Origin of the sequence: Streptomyces sp. ME19-01-6 (assembly GCF_033793745.1) — a bacterium.
Classification (GTDB): domain Bacteria; phylum Actinomycetota; class Actinomycetes; order Streptomycetales; family Streptomycetaceae; genus Streptomyces.
This window is the reverse complement of the sequence record NZ_JARAXF010000015.1, coordinates 133,592-152,089: the sequence shown is the minus strand read 5'-3', so window position 1 is coordinate 152,089 and position 18,498 is coordinate 133,592. Positions and strand designations below refer to the sequence as shown.

Below are 18,498 nucleotides of genomic sequence, written 5' to 3'. Positions count from 1 at the left end.
GGAGCAAGTTCGTGAGCATCGACAAGCCCGAGGTCGACTTCCCGGGCGGCGAGCCGCCGAAGGACCTGGAGATCAAGGACATCTGGGAGGGCGACGGCCCCGTCGCCAAGGCCGGAGCCACCGTCAGGGTCCACTACGTCGGCGTCGCCTTCAGCACCGGCGAGGAGTTCGACGCGAGCTGGAACCGCGGCACCCCGCTGGAGTTCCAGCTCGGCGCCGGCCAGGTCATCTCCGGCTGGGACCAGGGAGTGCAGGGCATGAAGGTCGGCGGCCGTCGCCAGCTGACCATCCCGCCGCACCTGGCCTACGGCGACCGGGGCGCCGGCGGCGGCCGGATCAAGCCGGGCGAGACGCTGATCTTCGTGTGCGACCTGGTCGCCGTCTGAGGCCCGGCGCGCCGAAGGCCCGCGGGTGAGCCTTGAGCCCGTGGCCGAAGCGCCCGCCCGGGGCCCCTGCCGTCCGGCAGGGGCCCTCGGCTTTTGTCCCGCGTCCCGGTAGCGGTACGGTCACGGTCGGAAGGTCACGAAGAAGGGGCGTCGATGGCGATTGCCAAGGCCGAGCGGCTGATGAATCTGGCGCTGTGCCTGCTGGGAACCCGGCGTCCGTTGACCAAGCGCGAGTTGCGGGAATCCATAGAGGCATACATTGAGGCGGCTGCGGCGGCTGCGGCGGCTACTGCGGCAGCAGCCACCGGGGCCATCGGCTCCGGCGCCGGCGACGACGCCTTCAATCGCATGTTCGAGCGGGACAAGGACGACCTGCGCGAACTCGGCCTGATCATCGAGACCGTGGAGAGCGTCGACGGCGAAATCGGCTACCTCGCCCGCCGCGACAGCAACCGCCTCCCCCCGATCACCCTGGACGCCGAGGAGGCCGCGGCCCTCGGCCTGGCCGCGAAGGTCTGGCAGCAGGCCCGGCTCGCCGGCGCAGCCAGCGGCGCGCTGCAGAAGCTGCGCGCCGCCGGGATGCCGCTCGCCGAGGACCCGTACGACACCCAGCCGGCCGGCGCCCTGGAGCCGCGCATCCCGGTCCACGAGGCGGCCTTCGAACCCCTGATGCTCGCCTGCCGCGACCGTCGCCCCGTCATGTTCGACTACCGCAAGTCGAATGCCGCCCAGCCCCGGCAGCGCCATGTCGAGCCGTGGGCGCTGGAGTGCTGGCGCGGCCACTGGTACCTGGCCGGATGGGACCGCGAGCGCACGGCCGAGCGGGTCTTCCGGCTCTCCCGGATCACCGGCAAGGTGCGCCTGCGGGCCGGGTCGTACACCGCCGAGGTGCCCGACCACGTCACCGTGCGCGAGACCGTGGAGCGGTGGTCGGGGGAGACCGCCACCCGCACCGCGCGCATCAAGCTGCGCTCCGGCCACGGCTACCCGCTGCGGGCCAGGGCGCTGCACACCCGCTCGCTGGGCGACGGCTGGGACGAGCTGGATATCCCGTACGGACACGGGCTCGACGCCTGGCTGGTGGAGTTCGGCCCGGACGTGGTCGTACTGGCGCCCGACGAGCTGCGGGCCGATGTCGTCGACCGGCTGCGCGCCGTGGCCAAGGGCTGAGGGAGGGACGGCTTCGCATGGCCGGAAACGCCATTGACCAGACCCGCCGGATGCTGTCCCTGGTGACATATCTGCGCGAGCGCCCCGGCGCCCGTGTCGCCGATGTCGCCCGCGCCTTCGGCATCAGCGAGGACGAGCTGATCTCGGACCTGGATGTGCTGCCGCTGTGCGGCACCAGCTTCCGCGGCGGCGACCTGCTGGACATCGACACCGACGGCGAGCGCATCTGGTGGCACAACCCCGATGCCACCGGCACGAGCACAGGCGAGCCGCTGCGGCTCGCCGCCGACGAGGCCACCGCGCTGCTGGTCGCCGCCCGCGCCGTCGCCACCCTCCCCGGGCTGCGCGAGGGCGACCGGGACGCCCTGCTGCGCGCCACGGCCAAGCTGGAGGCCGCCGCCGGTGAGGCGGCCGGCGCCAGCTCCCGGCTGTCGGTCACCTTCGAGTCGGAGGGCGGGGTCTTCGCCGACGTCGACCGGGCCATCGCCGAGCGCCGCCGCCTGTGGCTGCGCTATTACTCACCCGCGCGGGACGAGCTCACCGAGCGCGAGGTCGACCCGATCCGGCTGTTCGCCGTGGGCCGCACGTACATGGAGGCGTGGTGCCGGCTCTCCGAGGCGCGGCGCACCTTCCGGCTGGACCGGGTCGCGGAGATCAAGCTGCTCGACGAGCCCGCGGACCCGCCGCCGATCGAGCTGCGCGACCTGTCGGACCTGTCCGCCGGGCTGGTGCAGACCGGCGCCGAGGACCCCGAGGTGGTCGTCGAGGTCGGCCCCGGCGGGCGCTGGGTCGCCGAGTACTACCCGCACGACAGCGCGGAGGAGCTGCCCGACGGCGGCCTCAGGATCACGCTGCGCACCCCCGAGCCCGGCTCGCTGCGCCGCCTGGCGCTGCGGCTGGGCAGGGACGGCAGGATCGTCTCCCCGCGGGGGCTGGCGGACAGCGCGCGGGACGCGGCGCAGCGGGCGCTCGCGGCCTATGGCGAGTGAAGGGACACGCACAGTGACCGCTGGGGGGGAACCCACCTCGGTGATCTTCAAGGCAGCCTGCCCGGACTGCCGTGGCCGGTTCGAGCTGGCGGCCACCGCCCTGCGGCTGGCGATCGGAGGCAGTGACCGCACCACGTTCTACTCCTTCACCTGCCCCGACTGCGGGTCGGCGGTGCGCAAACCGGCGGGGGAGCGGATCGTGGAGCTGCTCACCGGCGGCGGGGTGAGCACGCTGCGGCTGCACTCCAAGGTCTGACCCCCAGCGGTGAAGGTCCGAGGCCCGGGCCCCCGATAGGCTCTGGTCCATGCTCTGGCCGATGCTTGCCCTCGCCCTTGCCTTCACGGGAATCGTGGTTCTCGCGGTGCTCGCCGTACGGGTCTTCGTGGAGGTGCGGAGGCTGGCCCGGCAGGTGGGGGAGAGCTCGCGGCGGATCACCCGGGCCGCCGAGGACCTGGAACGGGCCACTGCCCCGCTGGGCGGCCACATGGACGCGCTGCGCAACGGGCGGCACGACGCACCTTTGTCGGAAGACGTACTTTCGTCAGAAGCGGCGGCTGACCGAGGCCAGGGACTGACGCACGGATCCGCGGGGTAGGCTGCATGGCGCAGTCGTGGCGGCGGTGCCGTGGTCGAAACGGGAAGTATGCACGGGCATTGCCCAGGGTTTACCCCTGCGGGTTACGATCGCTGCCAGCACTAGCACGCCAGTCCGATCCCAAACGGCAGGCATGAAAGTTACGCCGCCCCGGCGAGAAGGTAGTCGCACATGCTCGGCAATCTGAGGCCCACCGAGATCGTTCTGATCCTCGTTGTCATCCTGCTGCTCTTCGGCGCCAAGAAGCTCCCGGACATGGCACGGTCCCTCGGCAAGTCGGCCCGCATCCTCAAGAGCGAGGCCAAGGCCATGAAGAAGGACGACGAGGCGGCGAAGACCGCCGAGGCCCCGACCACGGCGCCTGCCGACCCCGCCGCGCAGGCCGCGCCCCGGACCATCCAGGCGGCCCCGGGGGACGTGACCAGCTCCCGCCCGGTCACCGAGCCCAACCGCACCGCCCAGGGCTGACGGAGCCGACGCAAGCCGAGAGTGCCGCCGCGGCTCGCTGAGCCCGCGACGGCCTTCGCACGAGACGAGGACGTGGGTTGCTCAAGTCTGCCCGCAAACAGCAGAAGGACCCTGAGGGGCGGATGCCTCTCGCGGAGCATCTGCGTGAGCTGCGCAACCGACTGCTGAAGGCGGTCGTCGCGATCATCGTGGTCACGGTCGTCGCGCTGATCTACTACAAGCAGATCGCGGAGTTCCTGACCGGCCCGGTGAGCGACACCGTCGGCTGCAAGGACGGCGAAGGCCTTGGGTCCGGGCACGCCAAGCCCTGTGCGGATTTCACCGCCAACGGCCTTCTCGCCCCCTTCACGATCATGCTGAAGGTGGGCATGATGACCGGCGTCGTCGTCTCCAGCCCGGTCTGGCTCTACCAGCTCTGGGCCTTCCTCGCGCCCGGCCTGCACAACCACGAGAAGAAGTACGCGCTCGGCTTCGTGGCCGCGGGCGTGCCGCTGTTCCTGGCCGGAGCCTGGCTCGCCTACGCCGTACTGCCGACCACGGCCGGGGCCCTGGTCGGCCTCACCCCCGAGAACTGGGACAACCTGTTCCCCGCGGACGAGTTCTTCGACATCGTCACGCGCATGGTGATCGTCTTCGGCCTCGCCTTCGAGCTCCCGCTGCTGCTGGTGCTGCTGAACTTCGGCGGGGTGATCACCGGTCGCCGGATGCTCGGCTGGTGGCGGGGCATGGTCATCGGCATCACCGTCTTCGCCGCCGTTGCCACGCCCACCGGCGACCCGCTGACCATGTCGCTGCTCGCGGCGCCCATCGTGGTGCTGTACTTCGGCGCCACGGGCGTCGCCCTCTTCAACGACCGCCGGCGCCGCCGCGGCAACCCGGACGCCGGGCTCAGCGACGACGAGGCCTCCGACCTCGACCTGACCCCCGCGCCCATCGGCGACATCGAGCAGGTGTCCCCGTCGTCCCGCCCCAACGACGCTCCCGACGCCGCTGACCCGGGCCCGACCCGGCGGAACGGCTACGACGACGCCACCTGAGCCGGCCGATAGGGTCCGCGGGTGACCTGCGACATCACCCTCCTCGTCAACCCGACGGCGGGCCGCGGGCGCGGCGCTCACGCCGCCCGGCCCGCCGCCTGGGCCCTGCGGGGCGCCGGATTCACCACGCGGGCCGTGGTGGGTGCCGACGCCGCGGAGGCGCTGCGGCAGGCCCGCGAGGCGGTGGCCGGCGGCACCGGGGCACTGGTGGCCGTCGGGGGCGACGGCATGGTTTCGCTCGCCCTCCAGGCGGTCGCCGGGACGGGCACCCCACTGGGGGTGATCGCCGTCGGCGGCGGCAACGACTTCGCCCGGGCCACCGGGCTGCCGATACGGGACCCGGGCGCCGCGGCCCGGGTGATCGCCGCGTCGCTCAAGGGCGACGGCGGCCGCGAGGTCGACCTGGGGCGGGTCGGCGACGTCTGGTTCGGCACCGTCCTCGCCTCCGGCTTCGACTCCCGGGTCAACGAGCGAGGCAACCGGATGCGCCGGCCGCGCGGCCGACTCCGCTACGACCTCGCCATGCTCGCCGAACTGGCGGCCCTGCGGCCCGTCCGCTACCGGATGAGCCTCGACGGCGGGCCGGAGCGGGAGGTCGAGGCCGCCTTGATCGCCGTCGGCAACACCACCTCGTACGGCGGCGGCATGCGGATCTGCGCGGGCGCGGTCCTCGACGACGGGCTCTTCGACATCACGGTCGTCGGCCCGTGCGGCCGCACCACGTTGCTGACGGTCTTCCCCCGCGTCTACCGCGGCACCCACCTCGGCCACCGGGTGGTCACCACCCACCGGGCCGCCTCGGTGACCCTGGCAGCCGAAGGCCTCACCGCGTACGCGGACGGCGAGCGCCTGGGGCCGCTGCCGCTCACCGCCACGACGGTCCCCGGCGCCGTGCGGCTGCTGGGGACGCCCGGGCCGGGCACGGGCGCCTGACCCCGGCCGGCGCGTGCCCCCGCCGCCCGTCCCGATCGGCAAGAAAGATCGCGTGCGTTGTCAGAGGCGGCCGGTAGTCTCGTACGTACGATGACCGACGAGCTATCTCCCGCCGAGCGCTATAGCGCGGCCCGTCTGCGGGCGGCCGAGGAGGCCACCGCGCTGGCCCCCTTCCGCGAGATGTACGACTTCGGGCTGGACCCGTTCCAGATCGAGGCGTGCAAGGCCCTGGAGGCCGGGAAGGGCGTGCTGGTCGCCGCCCCCACCGGCTCGGGCAAGACCATCGTGGGCGAGTTCGCCGTCCACCTGGCACTCACCCAGGGCCGCAAGTGTTTCTACACCACGCCCATCAAGGCGCTGTCGAACCAGAAGTACACCGACCTCGTCAAGCGCTACGGCGCCGACCGGGTCGGCCTGCTCACCGGTGACAACAGCATCAACTCCGAGGCCCCGGTGGTCGTGATGACCACTGAGGTGCTGCGCAACATGCTGTATGCGGGCTCCCAGTCGCTGCTGGGGCTCGGCTATGTGGTGATGGACGAAGTCCACTACCTCTCCGACCGGTTCCGCGGCGCCGTCTGGGAAGAGGTCATCATCCACCTCCCCGAGTCGGTGACGCTGGTGTCGCTGTCCGCCACCGTCTCCAACGCGGAGGAGTTCGGCGACTGGCTCGACACGGTCCGCGGCGACACCGAAGTGATCGTCGCCGAGCACCGCCCCGTCCCGCTGTGGCAGCACGTGCTGGCCGGGCGCCGGATGTACGACCTCTTCGAGGAGAAGAGCGCGCAGGGGGACGGCCAGGCCGGCCGCCGGGAGGTCAATCCCGACCTGGTCCGGCTGGCCCGGATGGAGAACACCCGGCCCAGCTTCGGCCGCGACAAGCGCCGCGGCCGGAACAACATGCGCGAGGCGGACCGGGAGCGCGAGCGCCGCCAGCGCAGCCGGATCTGGACCCCCGGCAGGCCCGAGGTCATCGAGCGGCTCGACGCCGAGGGGCTGCTGCCCGCGATCACCTTCATCTTCAGCCGGGCCGGCTGCGAGGCGGCCGTACAGCAGTGCCTGTACGCCGGGTTGCGGCTCAACGACGAGGCGGCGCGCGCCCAGGTGCGCTCCCTCGTCGAGGAGCGCACGGCCGGCATCCCGGACGAAGACCTGCATGTGCTGGGGTACTTCGAATGGCTGGAGGGCCTGGAGCGGGGCATCGCCGCCCATCACGCCGGGATGCTGCCGACGTTCAAGGAGGTCGTGGAGGAGCTGTTCGTCCGCGGGCTGGTCAAGGCCGTGTTCGCCACCGAGACCCTGGCGCTCGGCATCAACATGCCCGCGCGTTCCGTGGTGTTGGAGAAGCTCGTCAAGTGGAACGGCGAGCAGCACGCGGACATCACCCCCGGCGAGTACACCCAGCTGACCGGCCGGGCGGGCCGGCGCGGCATCGACGTCGAGGGCCACGCCGTGGTGCTGTGGCAGCGCGCGATGGACCCGGCCGCCCTCGCGGGCCTGGCCGGCACCCGCACGTACCCGCTGCGCTCCTCCTTCAAGCCCTCGTACAACATGGCGGTCAATCTGGTCTCGCAGTTCGGGCGGCACCGCTCCCGCGAGCTGCTGGAGACCTCCTTCGCGCAGTTCCAGGCCGACAAGGCGGTCGTCGGTATCTCCCGGCAGGTGCAGCGCAACGAGGAGGGCCTGCGCGGCTACCGCGCCTCCATGACCTGCCATCTCGGCGACTTCGACGAGTACGCGCGGCTGCGCCGCGACCTGAAGGACCGCGAGACCGAGCTGGCCCGGCAGGGCGTGGCGCAGCGGCGTGCGGCCGCCGCCGACGCGCTGGAGAAGCTCCGCCCCGGCGATGTCATCCACGTCCCGACCGGCAAGTACGCCGGGCTCGCGCTGGTGCTGGACCCCGGGCTGCCGGCCGGGCGTACCGGTGGCCACCGCGGCCTGGAGTACCACGACGGGCCGCGCCCGCTCGTGCTCACCGCCGAGCGCCAGGTCAAGCGGCTGGGCGCGATCGACTTTCCGGTGCCGGTCGAGCCGCTGGAGCGGATGCGGATCCCCAGGTCCTTCAATCCGCGCAGCCCGCAGTCCCGCCGGGATCTGGCGTCCGCGCTGCGCACCAAGGCGGGCCACCACGAGGCGCGCCGCCATCGCAAGCAGCGCTCGGCCGCGGCCGACGACACCGAGATCGCCCGGCTGCGCGCCGCCCTCCGGGCCCACCCCTGCCACGGCTGCGACGAGCGCGAGGACCACGCCCGCTGGGCCGAGCGCTACCACCGGCTGCTGCGCGACACCCGCCAGTTGGAGCGGCGCATCGAGGGGCGTACGAACACCATCGCGCGCACCTTCGACCGGATCTGCGCCCTGCTGTCCGAGCTCGGCTATCTGAGCGGCGAGGAGGTCACCGACGACGGCAAGCGGCTCGCCCGCCTCTACGGCGAGCTGGATCTGCTCGCCAGCGAGTGCCTGCGCGACGGCATATGGGAGGGGCTGGCCCCCGCCGAGCTCGCGGCCTGCGCCTCCGCGCTGGTCTACGAGGCGCGGGCGGCGGACGACGCGCTGCCGCCCAAGCTGCCCGCGGGCCGGGCCAAGGAGGCGCTGGGAGAGATGGTCCGCGTCTGGGGCCGGCTGGACGCCCTGGAGGACGACCACAAGATCAAGCAGGCGGAGGGGGTCGGCCAGCGCGAGCCCGACCTGGGCTTCGCCTGGGCCGCGTACCGCTGGGCCTCCGGACATGGACTGGACGAGGTGTTGCGCGAAGTCCAAATGCCCGCGGGCGACTTCGTGCGCTGGTGCAAGCAGGTGATCGATGTGCTGGGCCAGATCGCCGCGGCCGCCCCGGAGGGCACGGTGGCGCGCAGCGCCCGCCGGGCGGTCGACGCGCTGCTGCGCGGCGTGGTGGCGTACTCCTCCGTCGGCTGAGCCCACCGCGCGGCGTTCTTCACGGGCCGTGCCCGGCCGGGGCGACTCCCCGGCGGGCACGGCCCGTCCCACGCCGCTTCCCGGGGGCCGCCCGCGGCCGCGGAGTCGGAGCAGTCGCGATACATCGCGGTTGTTGACGCTCCCTGCTGAGTCGCGATATGTTCGTCGACGGATATACGGGGGCGAGGTGATGATGGTGACGGCGAAGCGACGCAAGCTGGGCAACCCCCTGGCGCTCGCGGTGATGGCGCTCCTGAGTGAGCGGCCGATGCACCCGTACGAGATCGCGCAGGTGCTCCGGCGACGGGGCAAGGACCACAGCATCAAGATCAAGTACGGCTCGCTCTACACCGTCGTCCAGAACCTGGAGAAGCACGGCTTCGTCGAGGTCGCCGGCACTCAGCGGCACGGGCTCCGCCCCGAGCGCACGGTGTACGGACTGACCGAGGACGGCCGACGGGAGCTGCACGACTGGCTGGCGGAGCTGGTGTCCGTCCCCGCCCGGGAGTACCCCGTCTTCTCTGCCGCGCTCTCGCTGATCCTGGTTCTGCCCGTCGACGAGGCCGACGAGCTGCTGCGGCAGCGGGCCGAGGCGCTGGAGGCCCAGGCCGAGGCCCTCGACGGCACGCTCGACGCCCTGACCAAGGGCCTGCCGAGGGTGTTCCTGCTGGAGACGGAGTATCAACTGCACATGACCCGCGCCGAGACGGAGTGGGTCCGGTCCCTGCGTGAGGAGCTCGCGGCGGGCAGCCTCTCCGGCACGGCCGCATGGCAGAGGCTGAGCCGGACCGGCGAGATGCCGGCGGAATGGGTCGAAATAGAGGAGAGAACCAAGCCCAAAGAGTGAGAAAGAGCGAAGAAGGCCCCGGCGCGCGCTGCGCCAACAGTGCGCGCCGAGGCCCTGACCCCGGACCGGACCTGCGGTGTTGGCAGGCCAGGCGATCGAGGTGCGGCACACCCAGGATAGCCCGGCTCTCCACCCGCGGATCGGTACGGCGGATTTCGCACGCGACAAATCGACGTCGTACGACAGATCAGAGTGGAGATACGCCATCATGGCGCCAACAAACGGGGGACACACCCCGCACCACACGCGCAAGCGCACGCTCGCAGTGGAAACGCACCAACTGGCCAAGACCTACCCCGGCGGGGTGAAGGCCCTGGACGGCATGGAGCTGGCCGTCGAGTCCGGCATCGTCTTCGGCCTGCTCGGGCCCAACGGGGCCGGGAAGTCCACCACCGTCAAGATCCTCACCACCCTCGCCCGGCCCGACGCGGGCACGGCGGCGGTCGCCGGACACGATGTGCTCCGCCACCCCGGACGGGTGCGCGCCGCCATCGGCGTCGTGGCGCAGAAGTCCGGCGCCGACCCGGTGGCCACCGGGCGGGAGAACCTGCTGCTGCAGGGGAGGCTGTACGGGCTGCGGGGCGCCGCCTGCGCCCGGCGTGCCGATGAACTGCTGGCGCGCTTCGACCTCACCGATGCCGGAAACCGCCCGGTCAAAGGCTACTCCGGCGGCATGTGCCGCAGGCTCGACGTCGCGCTCGGGCTCGTCCACCGCCCCGAGGTGCTCTTCCTCGACGAGCCCACGACCGGGCTCGACCCCGAGGCCCGCGCGGCCATGTGGGAGGAGATCGCCCGGCTCGCGGGCGAGGAGGGCCTGACGATCCTGCTCACCACGCACTACCTCGAAGAGGCCGACCGCCTCGCCGAGCGCATCGCCATTGTCGACCGCGGCCGGGTCGTGGTCGAGGGCGCCCCGGACGAACTCAAGGGCGAACTGCGCGGCGACGCCGTCCACCTGGAGCTGCGGGAAACCGTCGGGGACGGCGCGGAGCCGCCGCTGCGCGACGCGCTCACCGCGCTGCCGGGCGTGCACGAGGTGGGCGTGGACGGACGGCGGGTCAGCGTCCGCGCCGACGACGGCGCCGCCGCCGTGCCCACGCTGCTCACCGCCCTGGAGCGGGCGGGCGCCGCCGTGGCCGCCGCGACCGTCGCGCGCCCCTCCCTGGACGACGTCTACCTGCGCTACGCGGGCCGCAGCTTCACCGAGGCGCAGGCCGCGGCCCAGGCGCCCGTGCCGGCCGGCGCCGCCGGAGGTGCCCGATGAGCGCGGCCCTCACCCAGACCTGGTACATGACGCAGCGCCAGCTGATGGCCTACTGGCGCCAGCCCGTCTTCCTGCTGATCAACCTGATCCAGCCGGTCATCTGGCTGTTCCTCTTCGGCTCCCTCTTCCGCAAGATCACCGACCTCGGCGGCTTCGGCACCAGCTCGTATCTCGACTACCTGGTCCCGGGCATCGTGGTGATGAGCGCCCTGTCCTCCAACATGTGGGCGGGCATGGGGACCTTGGAGGAGATCGAACGGGGCACCCTCAACCGCTTTCTGACCACACCCGTATCCCGCGGCGCCCTGATGAACGGCAATGTGGTCTCCCAGGGCATCAACACCGCCGTGCAGTCCGTCATCATCGTGGCGCTCGGCAAGCTCGGCGGCGCCGACTACCCGGGCGGCATCACCGGACTGGCGCTGCTGATCGTGGCGTCCGTGCTGCTCGGCACGGTCGTCGGCGCGCTCTCCAACGCCCTGGGCATGCTGGTCCGGGAGCGCGAGTCGATCATCGGCATCAACACCTTCCTGCTGCTGCCGCTGACCTTCCTCTCCGAGGCCTTTATGGCACCGTCCCTGATGCCGGGGTGGATGCGGCACATCGCCGACTTCAACCCGGTCAACTGGGCACTGGTGACCGGCCGTTCGGCCATGGCGGCAGACCCGGACTGGGGCGATGTGGCGGGCCGGGGCGGAGCGCTGCTGGCCCTCGCGCTGGTCGCGGTCCGGCTGTCGACCCGCACCTTCCGGTCGTACCAGCGGTCGGTCTGACCGTACACGCGGACCATGAAGGGCGGCCCCGGCGGTGGAACGACACCGCCGGGGCCGCCCCCGCGCATCGGTCCGGGCCCGCGGACCAGGCCAGGCAGCTCCGCGCGTCGGCCGGGGCCGCGCGCCAGGGCGAGTAGCCCCGCGGAGACAAGCAGGGCCCCGCGTAACGGACCGGGCCCGCGGATCAGCCTGGGTTGCCCCGCCTGTCGGGCCGGGGTCGTGCGTCGGGCCGGCTTGCCGCGCGTCGCCAGGCTGACCCGCGTCAGGCCAGGCTGCCGCGTGTATCGAACCGGGCCCCGCAGGTCAGGCCCGGTCCGGCGCGTCAGGCCGCCGCGGCCCCCGCGCCGCCCGCAGCCTCTGCGCCGCCCGCGGCCCCCGCACCGCTCTCAGCCCCTTCTTGCTCCGCCTCCACCTGCTGGTTCCAGTCCCGCTTGGACGCCTGCCAGCCGTCCTCGTCATGGCCGCGCCGCCAGTAGCCGGAGATCGACAGCCACTCGCGCGGAACCTCCCGCTCGATCCGCAGACAGCGGCGGATCTCCTTCACAAAGCCGGCCTCGCCGTGGACGAACGCGTGCACCTGGCCGGACGGGAAGTCCAGCGCGCGCACGGCCGTCACCAGTGACTCGCCGACCCGCCCGCCGCCCCGGTGCAGCCAGCTGACTTCCGCCCCGCCCGGCACGCTCAGCTTGAGCTCCTCCTCGGGCCCGGCCACCTCGATCAGGGCGCGCACCGGCGCGCCCGTCGGCCGCTCCGCGAGCCGCTCCAGCGCGACGGCGATCGCGGGCAGCGCGCTCTCGTCGCCCACGAGCAGATGCCAGCCGGCCTCCGGGCTCGGCGCGTACGCCCCGCCGGGGCCGACGAAGAGGATCTCCTCGCCCGGCTCGGCGCGCGCGGCCCATGGCCCGGCCAGGCCCTCGTCCCCGTGGATCACGAAGTCCAAGGTCAGCTCCTGGGCGGCGGGGTCCCAGGCGCGCACGGTGTAGGTACGGGTGCGCGGCCACTGGTCGCGCGGGAACTCGGCACGGACCCGCGCCAGGTCGAACGGCTCGGGGTAGACGACGCCCTCGGCCGGGAAGAGCAGCTTGACGTAGTGGTCGGTGCACTCGCCGGCGGAGAAGCCGGCCAGGCTCCCGCCGCTGAGCACCACCCGCGTCAGGTGGGGCGTCAGCCGCTCGGTGCGCGCCACTCGCGCCCGGTTGACCTGCGGCGTCTTGCGGGCCGGACGATCTGCCACAGCCACCTCCCTGATCCACAAACGAGTTAGGGTTACCTAACCTAACACCTCACTCCTCAAGAGTGGAGAGCAGTCTGCGCAGTGATCCACCGAGTCCCCACCGCTCCGCCAGCCCCTCCAGCGCCCGCGGGTCCCGCGGTCCGCGCGGCAGGGCCGGGTCGAAGGCGGGCAGCGGAACGTCCGAGGCGACCCGCACCACCTTCGGTGCGACCGCCACATACTCCCGCGCCTCCTCCAGTCGCCTGCGCTGCGCCGGGGTCAGCTTGGAGGCGGGATCGGCCGCCGCGGCCATGATCCCGGCCAGGTCGCCGTACGAGGCGAGGAGCTTGGCCGCGGTCTTCTCGCCGATCCCGGGGACGCCCGGCAGCCCGTCGCTGGTGTCGCCGCGCAGCAGCGCCAGATCCGCGTACCCCGCGCCGCCCACGCCGTACTTCTCGCGCAGCGCGCTCTCGTCGATCACCTGCAGCGTGCCCACCCCCTTGACGGGGTAGAGCACCCGCGCCGCGCGCCGGTCGTCGACGAGCTGGAACAGGTCGCGGTCGCCGGTGACGATGTCGACCGGGCCGGCCGCCCGGCCCGCGAGCGTGCCGATGACGTCGTCCGCCTCATAGCCCTCGGCGCCCACCCGGGCGATCCCCACCGCGTCCAGCACCTCGTCGATCACCGGGACCTGCGGGGAGAGTGTGTCGGGCACCTCCTCCTGGTCCACAGCGCCCTGCGCGGGGGCCTCCTCGGCCACCCTGTGCGCCTTGTACGAGGGGATCAGGTCGACCCGCCACTTCGGGCGCCAGTCGAAGTCCATGCAGGCCACCAGGTCGTCGGGGTGGTGGTCCTGGACCAGCCGGGCGATGAAGTCGAGCAGCCCGCGCACGGCGTTCACCGGGGTGCCGTCCGGGGCCCGGACGGATTCCGGCACCCCGAAATAGGCGCGAAAGTAGAGGGACGAGGTGTCGAGGAGCATCAGGCGTCGGGTCACGCCTCGATGATGCCGCACGACACTGACAGGAACGCCCCGGCGATGTGATCTGGGTCACCGATTGGTTTACGCCAAAAGGTTCAGGGCAGGCGCGCACCCGGAGCGGACCCGTGAGAGCAAGACAACTATTGCGCCGGGCACGCGGTCGGACACCGCCCGCTCCACGACCTGCCGGCGGGGGTGGCGGGTCGTTTTTTGGTACGACCCGAGAGGTATATGTGTCCAGGCTGCAAGCCGAACACCTCTACAAGGTGTTCGGCAGACGACCCAATGAGGCGGTGGCGAAGCTCGAGGGCGGCACGGACCGCGACGAGCTGCGCGCGAACGGCACGACGGCGGCGGTCATCGACGCGTCCTTCGCCGTCGAGGCAGGTCAGATATTCGTCGTCATGGGTCTGTCCGGATCCGGTAAGTCCACGCTGCTGCGCATGCTCAACGGACTGCTGGAGCCGACCGCCGGGCGCGTCCTCTTCGACGGCCAGGACCTGACGGCCCTGGCCCCGCGCGAGCTGCGCGAGGTGCGCTCCCACAAGATCAGCATGGTTTTCCAGCACTTCGCGCTCTTCCCGCACCGCAGCGTCCTGGAGAACGCCGCGTACGGGCTGGAGGTGCAGGGCCTGCCGCGCGCCGAGCGCGAGCGGCGCGCCGCCGAGGCGCTCGGCCTCGTCGGCCTCGCGGGCTGGGAGAAGTCCTGGCCCGACGAGCTCTCCGGCGGTATGCAGCAGCGCGTCGGCCTGGCCCGTGCGCTGGCCACCGACGCCGACCTGCTGCTGATGGACGAGTCCTTCAGCGCGCTCGACCCGCTGATCCGCCGCGATATGCAGGACCAGCTGCTGGAGCTGCAGAAGCGGCTGAAGAAGACCATCGTCTTCATCACCCACGACCTCAACGAGGCCATGCGCCTCGGCGACCGCATCGCCGTCATGCGCGACGGCCACATCGTCCAGATCGGCACCGCCGAGGACATCCTGGTCACCCCGGCCAACGACTATGTCGCCTCCTTCACCCAGGACGTCGACCGCACCCGGGTGCTCACCGCGGGCGCGATCATGGCCGATCCCGAGGAGGCGCTGGGCACCACCACCCCGGACGGCACGGTGCTGCGCACCGAGAGCGACGTCCTGGCGGCCGCCCCCGCGACCGTCACCGCCGACACTCCGATCATCGAGCTGTTCACGCCCTGCTCGCGCAGCGGCGTCGCGGTCGCGGTGACCGACGAGGAAGATGGCTCGCTCATCGGCGTCGTCCCCCGCGCCCGGCTGCTCGCCGTGCTCGGCGAGCCGGAGCCGGGGGCGGACGGCGCGGCGGCCGCGGCCCCCAAGGGGCCCGAGGCACTCAAGGCCACCAAGAGCCCGGGGGCTCCTGACGCTCCTGAGGGGAAGGTGATCGCCGGTGCCTAGGATCGAGCTCGGAAGTTGGATCCGGTCCGGCATCAACTTCCTCCGTGACCATTTCGCATGGCTCTTCGACTTCATCGCCCAGGTCGTCCAGGGGATGTACGACGGCGTGCACGATGTGCTCGCCGCCCCCGGCCCCCTGCTCCTCGCGGGCATCCTCGCGGTGCTCGCCTGGTGGCTGCGCGGCCTGCTGCCCGCCGTCCTCGCCTTCGCCGGCTTCGCGCTCATCGACTCGATCGAGCAGTGGGACGAGGCGATGGAGACGCTGTCGCTGGTGCTGGTCGCCGGTGCCATCACGATCGTGCTGGCGGTACCGCTGGGCATCTGGGCCTCGCGCAACCGCGCTGTGAGCGCCGTGCTCCGCCCGGTGCTGGACTTCATGCAGACGATGCCTGCCTTCGTCTACCTCATCCCCGGCATCTTCTTCTTCGGTGTCGGCGTGGTCCCGGGCGTCATCGCGACCATCGTCTTCGCCATGCCGCCGGGCGTACGGATGACCGAGCTGGGCATCCGCCAGGTCGACTCGGAGCTGGTCGAGGCGGCCGACGCCTTCGGCACCACCCCGGGCCGCACCCTGCTGCGGGTCCAACTGCCGCTCGCCCTGCCCACGATCATGGCGGGCATCAACCAGGCCATCATGCTCGCGCTGTCCATGGTCGTCATCGCGGGCATGGTCGGCGGCGGCGGCCTCGGCTCCTCCGTCTTCGAGGCGATCAGCTCGGTCGACGTGGCCCTCGGCTTCGAGGGCGGCATCGCGGTGGTCATCCTCGCCATGTACCTGGACCGGATGACCGGCGCCCTCAACCAGCGCGTCTCGCCGCTCGGCCGGCGGGCCCTGGCCAAGCAGGCCGCGAACGCCGTGGGCGGATGGAAGGTGCTGCAGTGGCGCCCCGCGACCTCGGTCGCGATGGTCGGCGTCGTCGTTCTCGCACTCGTCGCGGGCGGCCTCAATGTCTTCGGCGGCGACGACGACGGCCAGAAGGTCGCCGCCGACGTCGGCAACGGCCGCGCGGTCAACATCGGCTACATCAACTGGGACGAGGGCGTCGCCTCCACCTACCTGTGGAAGGAAATTCTGGAGCAGCGCGGTTTCAAGCCGAATCTGCAGGCGTACGACGTCGGCGCGCTGTTCACCGGTATGGCCGCGGGCAAGGTGGACATGCAGACCGACGCCTGGCTGCCCGCCACCCACGCCTCGTACTGGAAGCAGTACAAGGGCCAGCTGGAGGACCTCGGCACCTGGTACGACAAGACCTCGCTGGAGGTCGCGGTGCCCTCGTACGTCAAGGGTGTGAAGTCCCTGGACGACCTCAAGGGCAAGGCCGGCACCTTCAAGGGCAAGATCATCGGCATTGAGCCGGGCGCCGGCGAGATGAAGATCATGAAGGACAAGGTCCTCCCGGACTACGACCTGAACGGCGAGTACACGCTGGTCAAGGGCTCCACCGCGGGCATGCTCTCCCAGCTGGAGCGCTCCTACGCCAAGAAGGAGCCGGTCGCCGTCACCCTGTGGTCCCCGCACTGGGCGTACAGCAAGTACAAGCTCACCAAGCTCGCCGACCCCAAGGGCGCCTTCGGCAAGGGCGACGGCATCCACACCATCGGGCGCAAGGGCTTCTCCCAGAAGGAGCCGCAGATCGCCAAGTGGATGAAGGACTTCAAGCTCTCCGAGAAGCAGCTCACCAGCCTCGAAGCGGCCATCCAGGACGCGGGCAAGGGCAAGCAGCAGGAGGGCGTGCGCGCCTGGCTGAAGAAGAACCCCGGCCTCGTCGACAAGCTCGCCCCGGCGGGCGCCGCCGGTGCCGCCCAGAAGGGCAAGCAGGCCGGGGCCGAGCCGCGGATCGGCTACTTCCCCTGGGACGAGGACATCGCCACCACCTACCTGTGGAAGAACGTCCTGGAGAAGCGCGGCTACAAGCCGTCGATCAAGCAGTACGACGTGGGCTCCATGTTCACCGGGATGAGCGCCGGGCAGATCGACGTCGAATTCGACGGCTGGCTGCCGGTCGCCCAGAAGCAGTACTGGGACCGGTACAAGAAGAACCTCGTCGACATCGGGGCGTGGTACGACAAGACCTCGCTGGAGATCGCGGTGCCCTCCTACGTCAAGGACGTGAAGTCCCTGGCGGATCTCAAGGGCAAGGCCGACGAGTTCAAGGGCAAGATCATCGGCATTGAGCCGGGCACCGGCGAGATGCAGCTGCTCAAGAGCACGGTCCTCAAGGAGTACGACCTCGACAAGGAGTACGAGGTCACCAACAACGCCTCCCCGGCCATGCTCGCCCAGCTGCAGCGCTCGTACGCCAAGAAGGAGCCCGTCGCCGTCGTGCTGTGGACCCCGCACTGGGCGTACAACAAGTACCAGCTCACCAAGCTGGCCGACCCGAAGAAGGCGTTCGGGGCCAACAACGAGATCCGCTCGCTGGGCCACAAGTCCTTCCCGAAGAAGTACCCCGAGTTCTACGGGTGGCTGAAGAACTGGCACATGACCGAGAAGGAACTGGCGAGCCTGGAGCAGGCCGTTCAGGAAGCCGGCAAGGGCAATGTCGAGCAGGGCGTCCAGAAGTGGATCGACGCCCATCCGGGCATCGTCGACAAGATGGCCCCGGTGAGCCCCTGACGGCCACCGGAACCAGCCGCAAGCAGTAACCGCCGCCGCGGGCCGGAGAAAGCGCTCCGGCCCGCGGCGGCGGCCGTAGGGCCGCGGTGCCGCCTTCGAACCGTACGGTTGATGCCATCCGTACGGTTGAGTCCATGAGCCCTGGTATCCCCGTACGGCGCGTGATCTCCCTCGTCCCCTCGCTCACCGAGGCCGTGGCCGCCACCGCCCCCGGCCTGCTGGTCGCGGTGACCGACTGGTGCAGCCACCCGGCGGGGCTGGGCGCGGAGCGGATCGGCGGCACCAAGAACCCGGACACCGCGCGCATCGCCGCCCTCGCCCCGGATCTCGTGATCGCCAACGAGGAGGAGAACCGCGCGCCCGATCTCGCCGCGCTGCGGGCCGCCGGCCTGACGGTCCTGGTGACCGAGGTGCGCGGCCTTCAGCAGGCGTTCAGCGAGCTGGAACGGGTGCTGGTGGACGGCTGCGGCCTGGCCCGCCCCGGCTGGCTGGACGAGGCCGAGGCGGCCTGGGCCCGGCTGCCGGCCACCGCCGGGCCCAGGAGGCGCGCCGTGGTTCCCATCTGGCGCCGCCCGTGGATGGTGCTGGGCCGTGACACCTTCGCGGGCGACCTGCTCGCGCGGCTCGGCGTGGACCTGGTCCACGCCGAGCACGCCGAGCGCTATCCCCGTGTCCCGCTGGCCGAGCTGAACGCGTCGGGCGCCGACCTGGTGGTGCTGCCCGACGAGCCGTACCGCTTCACCGCCGAGGACGGCCCCGAGGCGTTCCCGGACCTGCCCGCGGCGCTGGTCAGCGGCCGCCATCTCACCTGGTACGGCCCCTCGCTGGCGGAGGCGCCGGCTGCCCTCGGCGCGGCGCTGGGGAGGCGGGCGGGCGAATGAGGGGCCGTACG

General features: G+C 71.8%; 16 protein-coding genes and 1 pseudogene. 15 read left to right on the top strand and 2 right to left on the bottom strand.

Annotated elements, in window-relative coordinates; translation table 11 throughout:
• Positions 1-11: 11 nt before the first annotated feature.
• From PV419_RS29430 to PV419_RS29375, 12 genes and pseudogenes are all read left to right on the top strand, one after another.
• Positions 12-386, top strand: coding sequence for an FKBP-type peptidyl-prolyl cis-trans isomerase (locus PV419_RS29430; RefSeq protein ID WP_319694114.1), 375 nt, complete (start codon positions 12-14; stop codon positions 384-386).
• Positions 387-539: 153 nt separating this feature from the next.
• Positions 540-1,556 (top strand): WYL domain-containing protein, encoded by a 1,017-nt coding sequence (locus PV419_RS29425; protein WP_319694112.1) that lies wholly within the window; start codon positions 540-542, stop codon positions 1,554-1,556.
• A gap of 17 nt (positions 1,557-1,573) precedes the next feature.
• A complete protein-coding gene (locus PV419_RS29420) occupies positions 1,574-2,545 on the top strand; it encodes a WYL domain-containing protein (protein ID WP_319694111.1) in 972 nt (323 codons plus the stop codon).
• Positions 2,535-2,801, top strand: a complete 267-nt coding sequence (locus PV419_RS29415; protein ID WP_319694109.1) for a hypothetical protein — start codon at positions 2,535-2,537, stop codon at positions 2,799-2,801. Before PV419_RS29420 ends, PV419_RS29415 begins: the two co-directional genes overlap by 11 nt.
• 49 nt (positions 2,802-2,850) lie before the next feature.
• Positions 2,851-3,042 (top strand): annotated as a pseudogene (locus tag PV419_RS29410) (hypothetical protein); the annotation flags it as partial.
• 270 nt (positions 3,043-3,312) lie between these two features.
• On the top strand, positions 3,313-3,609 hold the full coding sequence (gene tatA / locus PV419_RS29405; RefSeq protein ID WP_319694105.1) for a Sec-independent protein translocase subunit TatA: 297 nt from the start codon (positions 3,313-3,315) through the stop codon (positions 3,607-3,609).
• A gap of 122 nt (positions 3,610-3,731) precedes the next feature.
• A complete protein-coding gene (gene tatC, locus PV419_RS29400) occupies positions 3,732-4,646 on the top strand; it encodes a twin-arginine translocase subunit TatC (RefSeq protein ID WP_319694103.1) in 915 nt (304 codons plus the stop codon).
• 21 nt (positions 4,647-4,667) lie between these two features.
• Positions 4,668-5,579, top strand: coding sequence for a diacylglycerol kinase (locus tag PV419_RS29395; RefSeq protein WP_319694101.1), 912 nt, complete (start codon positions 4,668-4,670; stop codon positions 5,577-5,579).
• A gap of 90 nt (positions 5,580-5,669) precedes the next feature.
• On the top strand, positions 5,670-8,495 hold the full coding sequence (locus PV419_RS29390) for a DEAD/DEAH box helicase (protein WP_319694099.1): 2,826 nt from the start codon (positions 5,670-5,672) through the stop codon (positions 8,493-8,495).
• A 190-nt stretch (positions 8,496-8,685) separates the two neighbouring features.
• On the top strand, positions 8,686-9,342 hold the full coding sequence (locus PV419_RS29385; protein ID WP_319694097.1) for a PadR family transcriptional regulator: 657 nt from the start codon (positions 8,686-8,688) through the stop codon (positions 9,340-9,342).
• 208 nt (positions 9,343-9,550) lie between these two features.
• Positions 9,551-10,606, top strand: a complete 1,056-nt coding sequence (locus PV419_RS29380; protein WP_319694095.1) for an ATP-binding cassette domain-containing protein — start codon at positions 9,551-9,553, stop codon at positions 10,604-10,606.
• The gene (locus PV419_RS29375) at positions 10,603-11,379 is read left to right on the top strand and encodes an ABC transporter permease (protein WP_319694093.1); all 777 of its coding nucleotides are present in this window, start codon (positions 10,603-10,605) and stop codon (positions 11,377-11,379) included. Before PV419_RS29380 ends, PV419_RS29375 begins: the two co-directional genes overlap by 4 nt.
• Positions 11,380-11,701: 322 nt before the next feature.
• On the opposite strand, the gene PV419_RS29370 is transcribed toward PV419_RS29375, so the two are convergent.
• Both PV419_RS29370 and PV419_RS29365 read right to left on the bottom strand, forming a co-directional pair.
• Entirely contained in the window at positions 11,702-12,613 is a 912-nt protein-coding gene (locus PV419_RS29370; protein ID WP_319694091.1) for a siderophore-interacting protein, read from the bottom strand.
• Positions 12,614-12,662: 49 nt separating this feature from the next.
• Positions 12,663-13,574, bottom strand: coding sequence for a 5'-3' exonuclease (locus PV419_RS29365; RefSeq protein WP_319694208.1), 912 nt, complete (start codon positions 13,572-13,574; stop codon positions 12,663-12,665).
• 233 nt (positions 13,575-13,807) lie between these two features.
• Between PV419_RS29365 and PV419_RS29360 the strand changes: the two genes are divergently transcribed.
• From PV419_RS29360 to PV419_RS29350, 3 genes are all read left to right on the top strand, one after another.
• On the top strand, positions 13,808-14,989 hold the full coding sequence (locus PV419_RS29360) for a glycine betaine/L-proline ABC transporter ATP-binding protein (RefSeq protein ID WP_319694089.1): 1,182 nt from the start codon (positions 13,808-13,810) through the stop codon (positions 14,987-14,989).
• On the top strand, positions 14,982-17,606 hold the full coding sequence (locus PV419_RS29355) for an ABC transporter permease/substrate binding protein (protein WP_319694088.1): 2,625 nt from the start codon (positions 14,982-14,984) through the stop codon (positions 17,604-17,606). Before PV419_RS29360 ends, PV419_RS29355 begins: the two co-directional genes overlap by 8 nt.
• A gap of 134 nt (positions 17,607-17,740) precedes the next feature.
• Entirely contained in the window at positions 17,741-18,487 is a 747-nt protein-coding gene (locus tag PV419_RS29350; protein WP_319694086.1) for a helical backbone metal receptor, read from the top strand.
• Positions 18,488-18,498 lie beyond the last annotated feature (11 nt).

Bases quoted from the DNA above. Each gene is read 5' to 3' on its own strand.
- PV419_RS29425 (WP_319694112.1), top strand. From the start codon at position 540: ATGGCGATTGCCAAGGCCGAGCGGCTGATGAATCTGGCGCTGTGCCTG.
- PV419_RS29420 (WP_319694111.1), top strand. From the start codon at position 1,574: ATGGCCGGAAACGCCATTGACCAGACCCGCCGGATGCTGTCCCTGGTG.
- PV419_RS29415 (WP_319694109.1), top strand. From the start codon at position 2,535: ATGGCGAGTGAAGGGACACGCACAGTGACCGCTGGGGGGGAACCCACC.
- tatA (WP_319694105.1), top strand. From the start codon at position 3,313: ATGCTCGGCAATCTGAGGCCCACCGAGATCGTTCTGATCCTCGTTGTC.
- tatC (WP_319694103.1), top strand. From the start codon at position 3,732: ATGCCTCTCGCGGAGCATCTGCGTGAGCTGCGCAACCGACTGCTGAAG.
- PV419_RS29390 (WP_319694099.1), top strand. From the start codon at position 5,670: ATGACCGACGAGCTATCTCCCGCCGAGCGCTATAGCGCGGCCCGTCTG.
- PV419_RS29385 (WP_319694097.1), top strand. From the start codon at position 8,686: ATGATGGTGACGGCGAAGCGACGCAAGCTGGGCAACCCCCTGGCGCTC.
- PV419_RS29380 (WP_319694095.1), top strand. From the start codon at position 9,551: ATGGCGCCAACAAACGGGGGACACACCCCGCACCACACGCGCAAGCGC.
- PV419_RS29375 (WP_319694093.1), top strand. From the start codon at position 10,603: ATGAGCGCGGCCCTCACCCAGACCTGGTACATGACGCAGCGCCAGCTG.
- PV419_RS29365 (WP_319694208.1), bottom strand. From the start codon at position 13,574: ATGCTCCTCGACACCTCGTCCCTCTACTTTCGCGCCTATTTCGGGGTG.
- PV419_RS29350 (WP_319694086.1), top strand. From the start codon at position 17,741: ATGAGCCCTGGTATCCCCGTACGGCGCGTGATCTCCCTCGTCCCCTCG.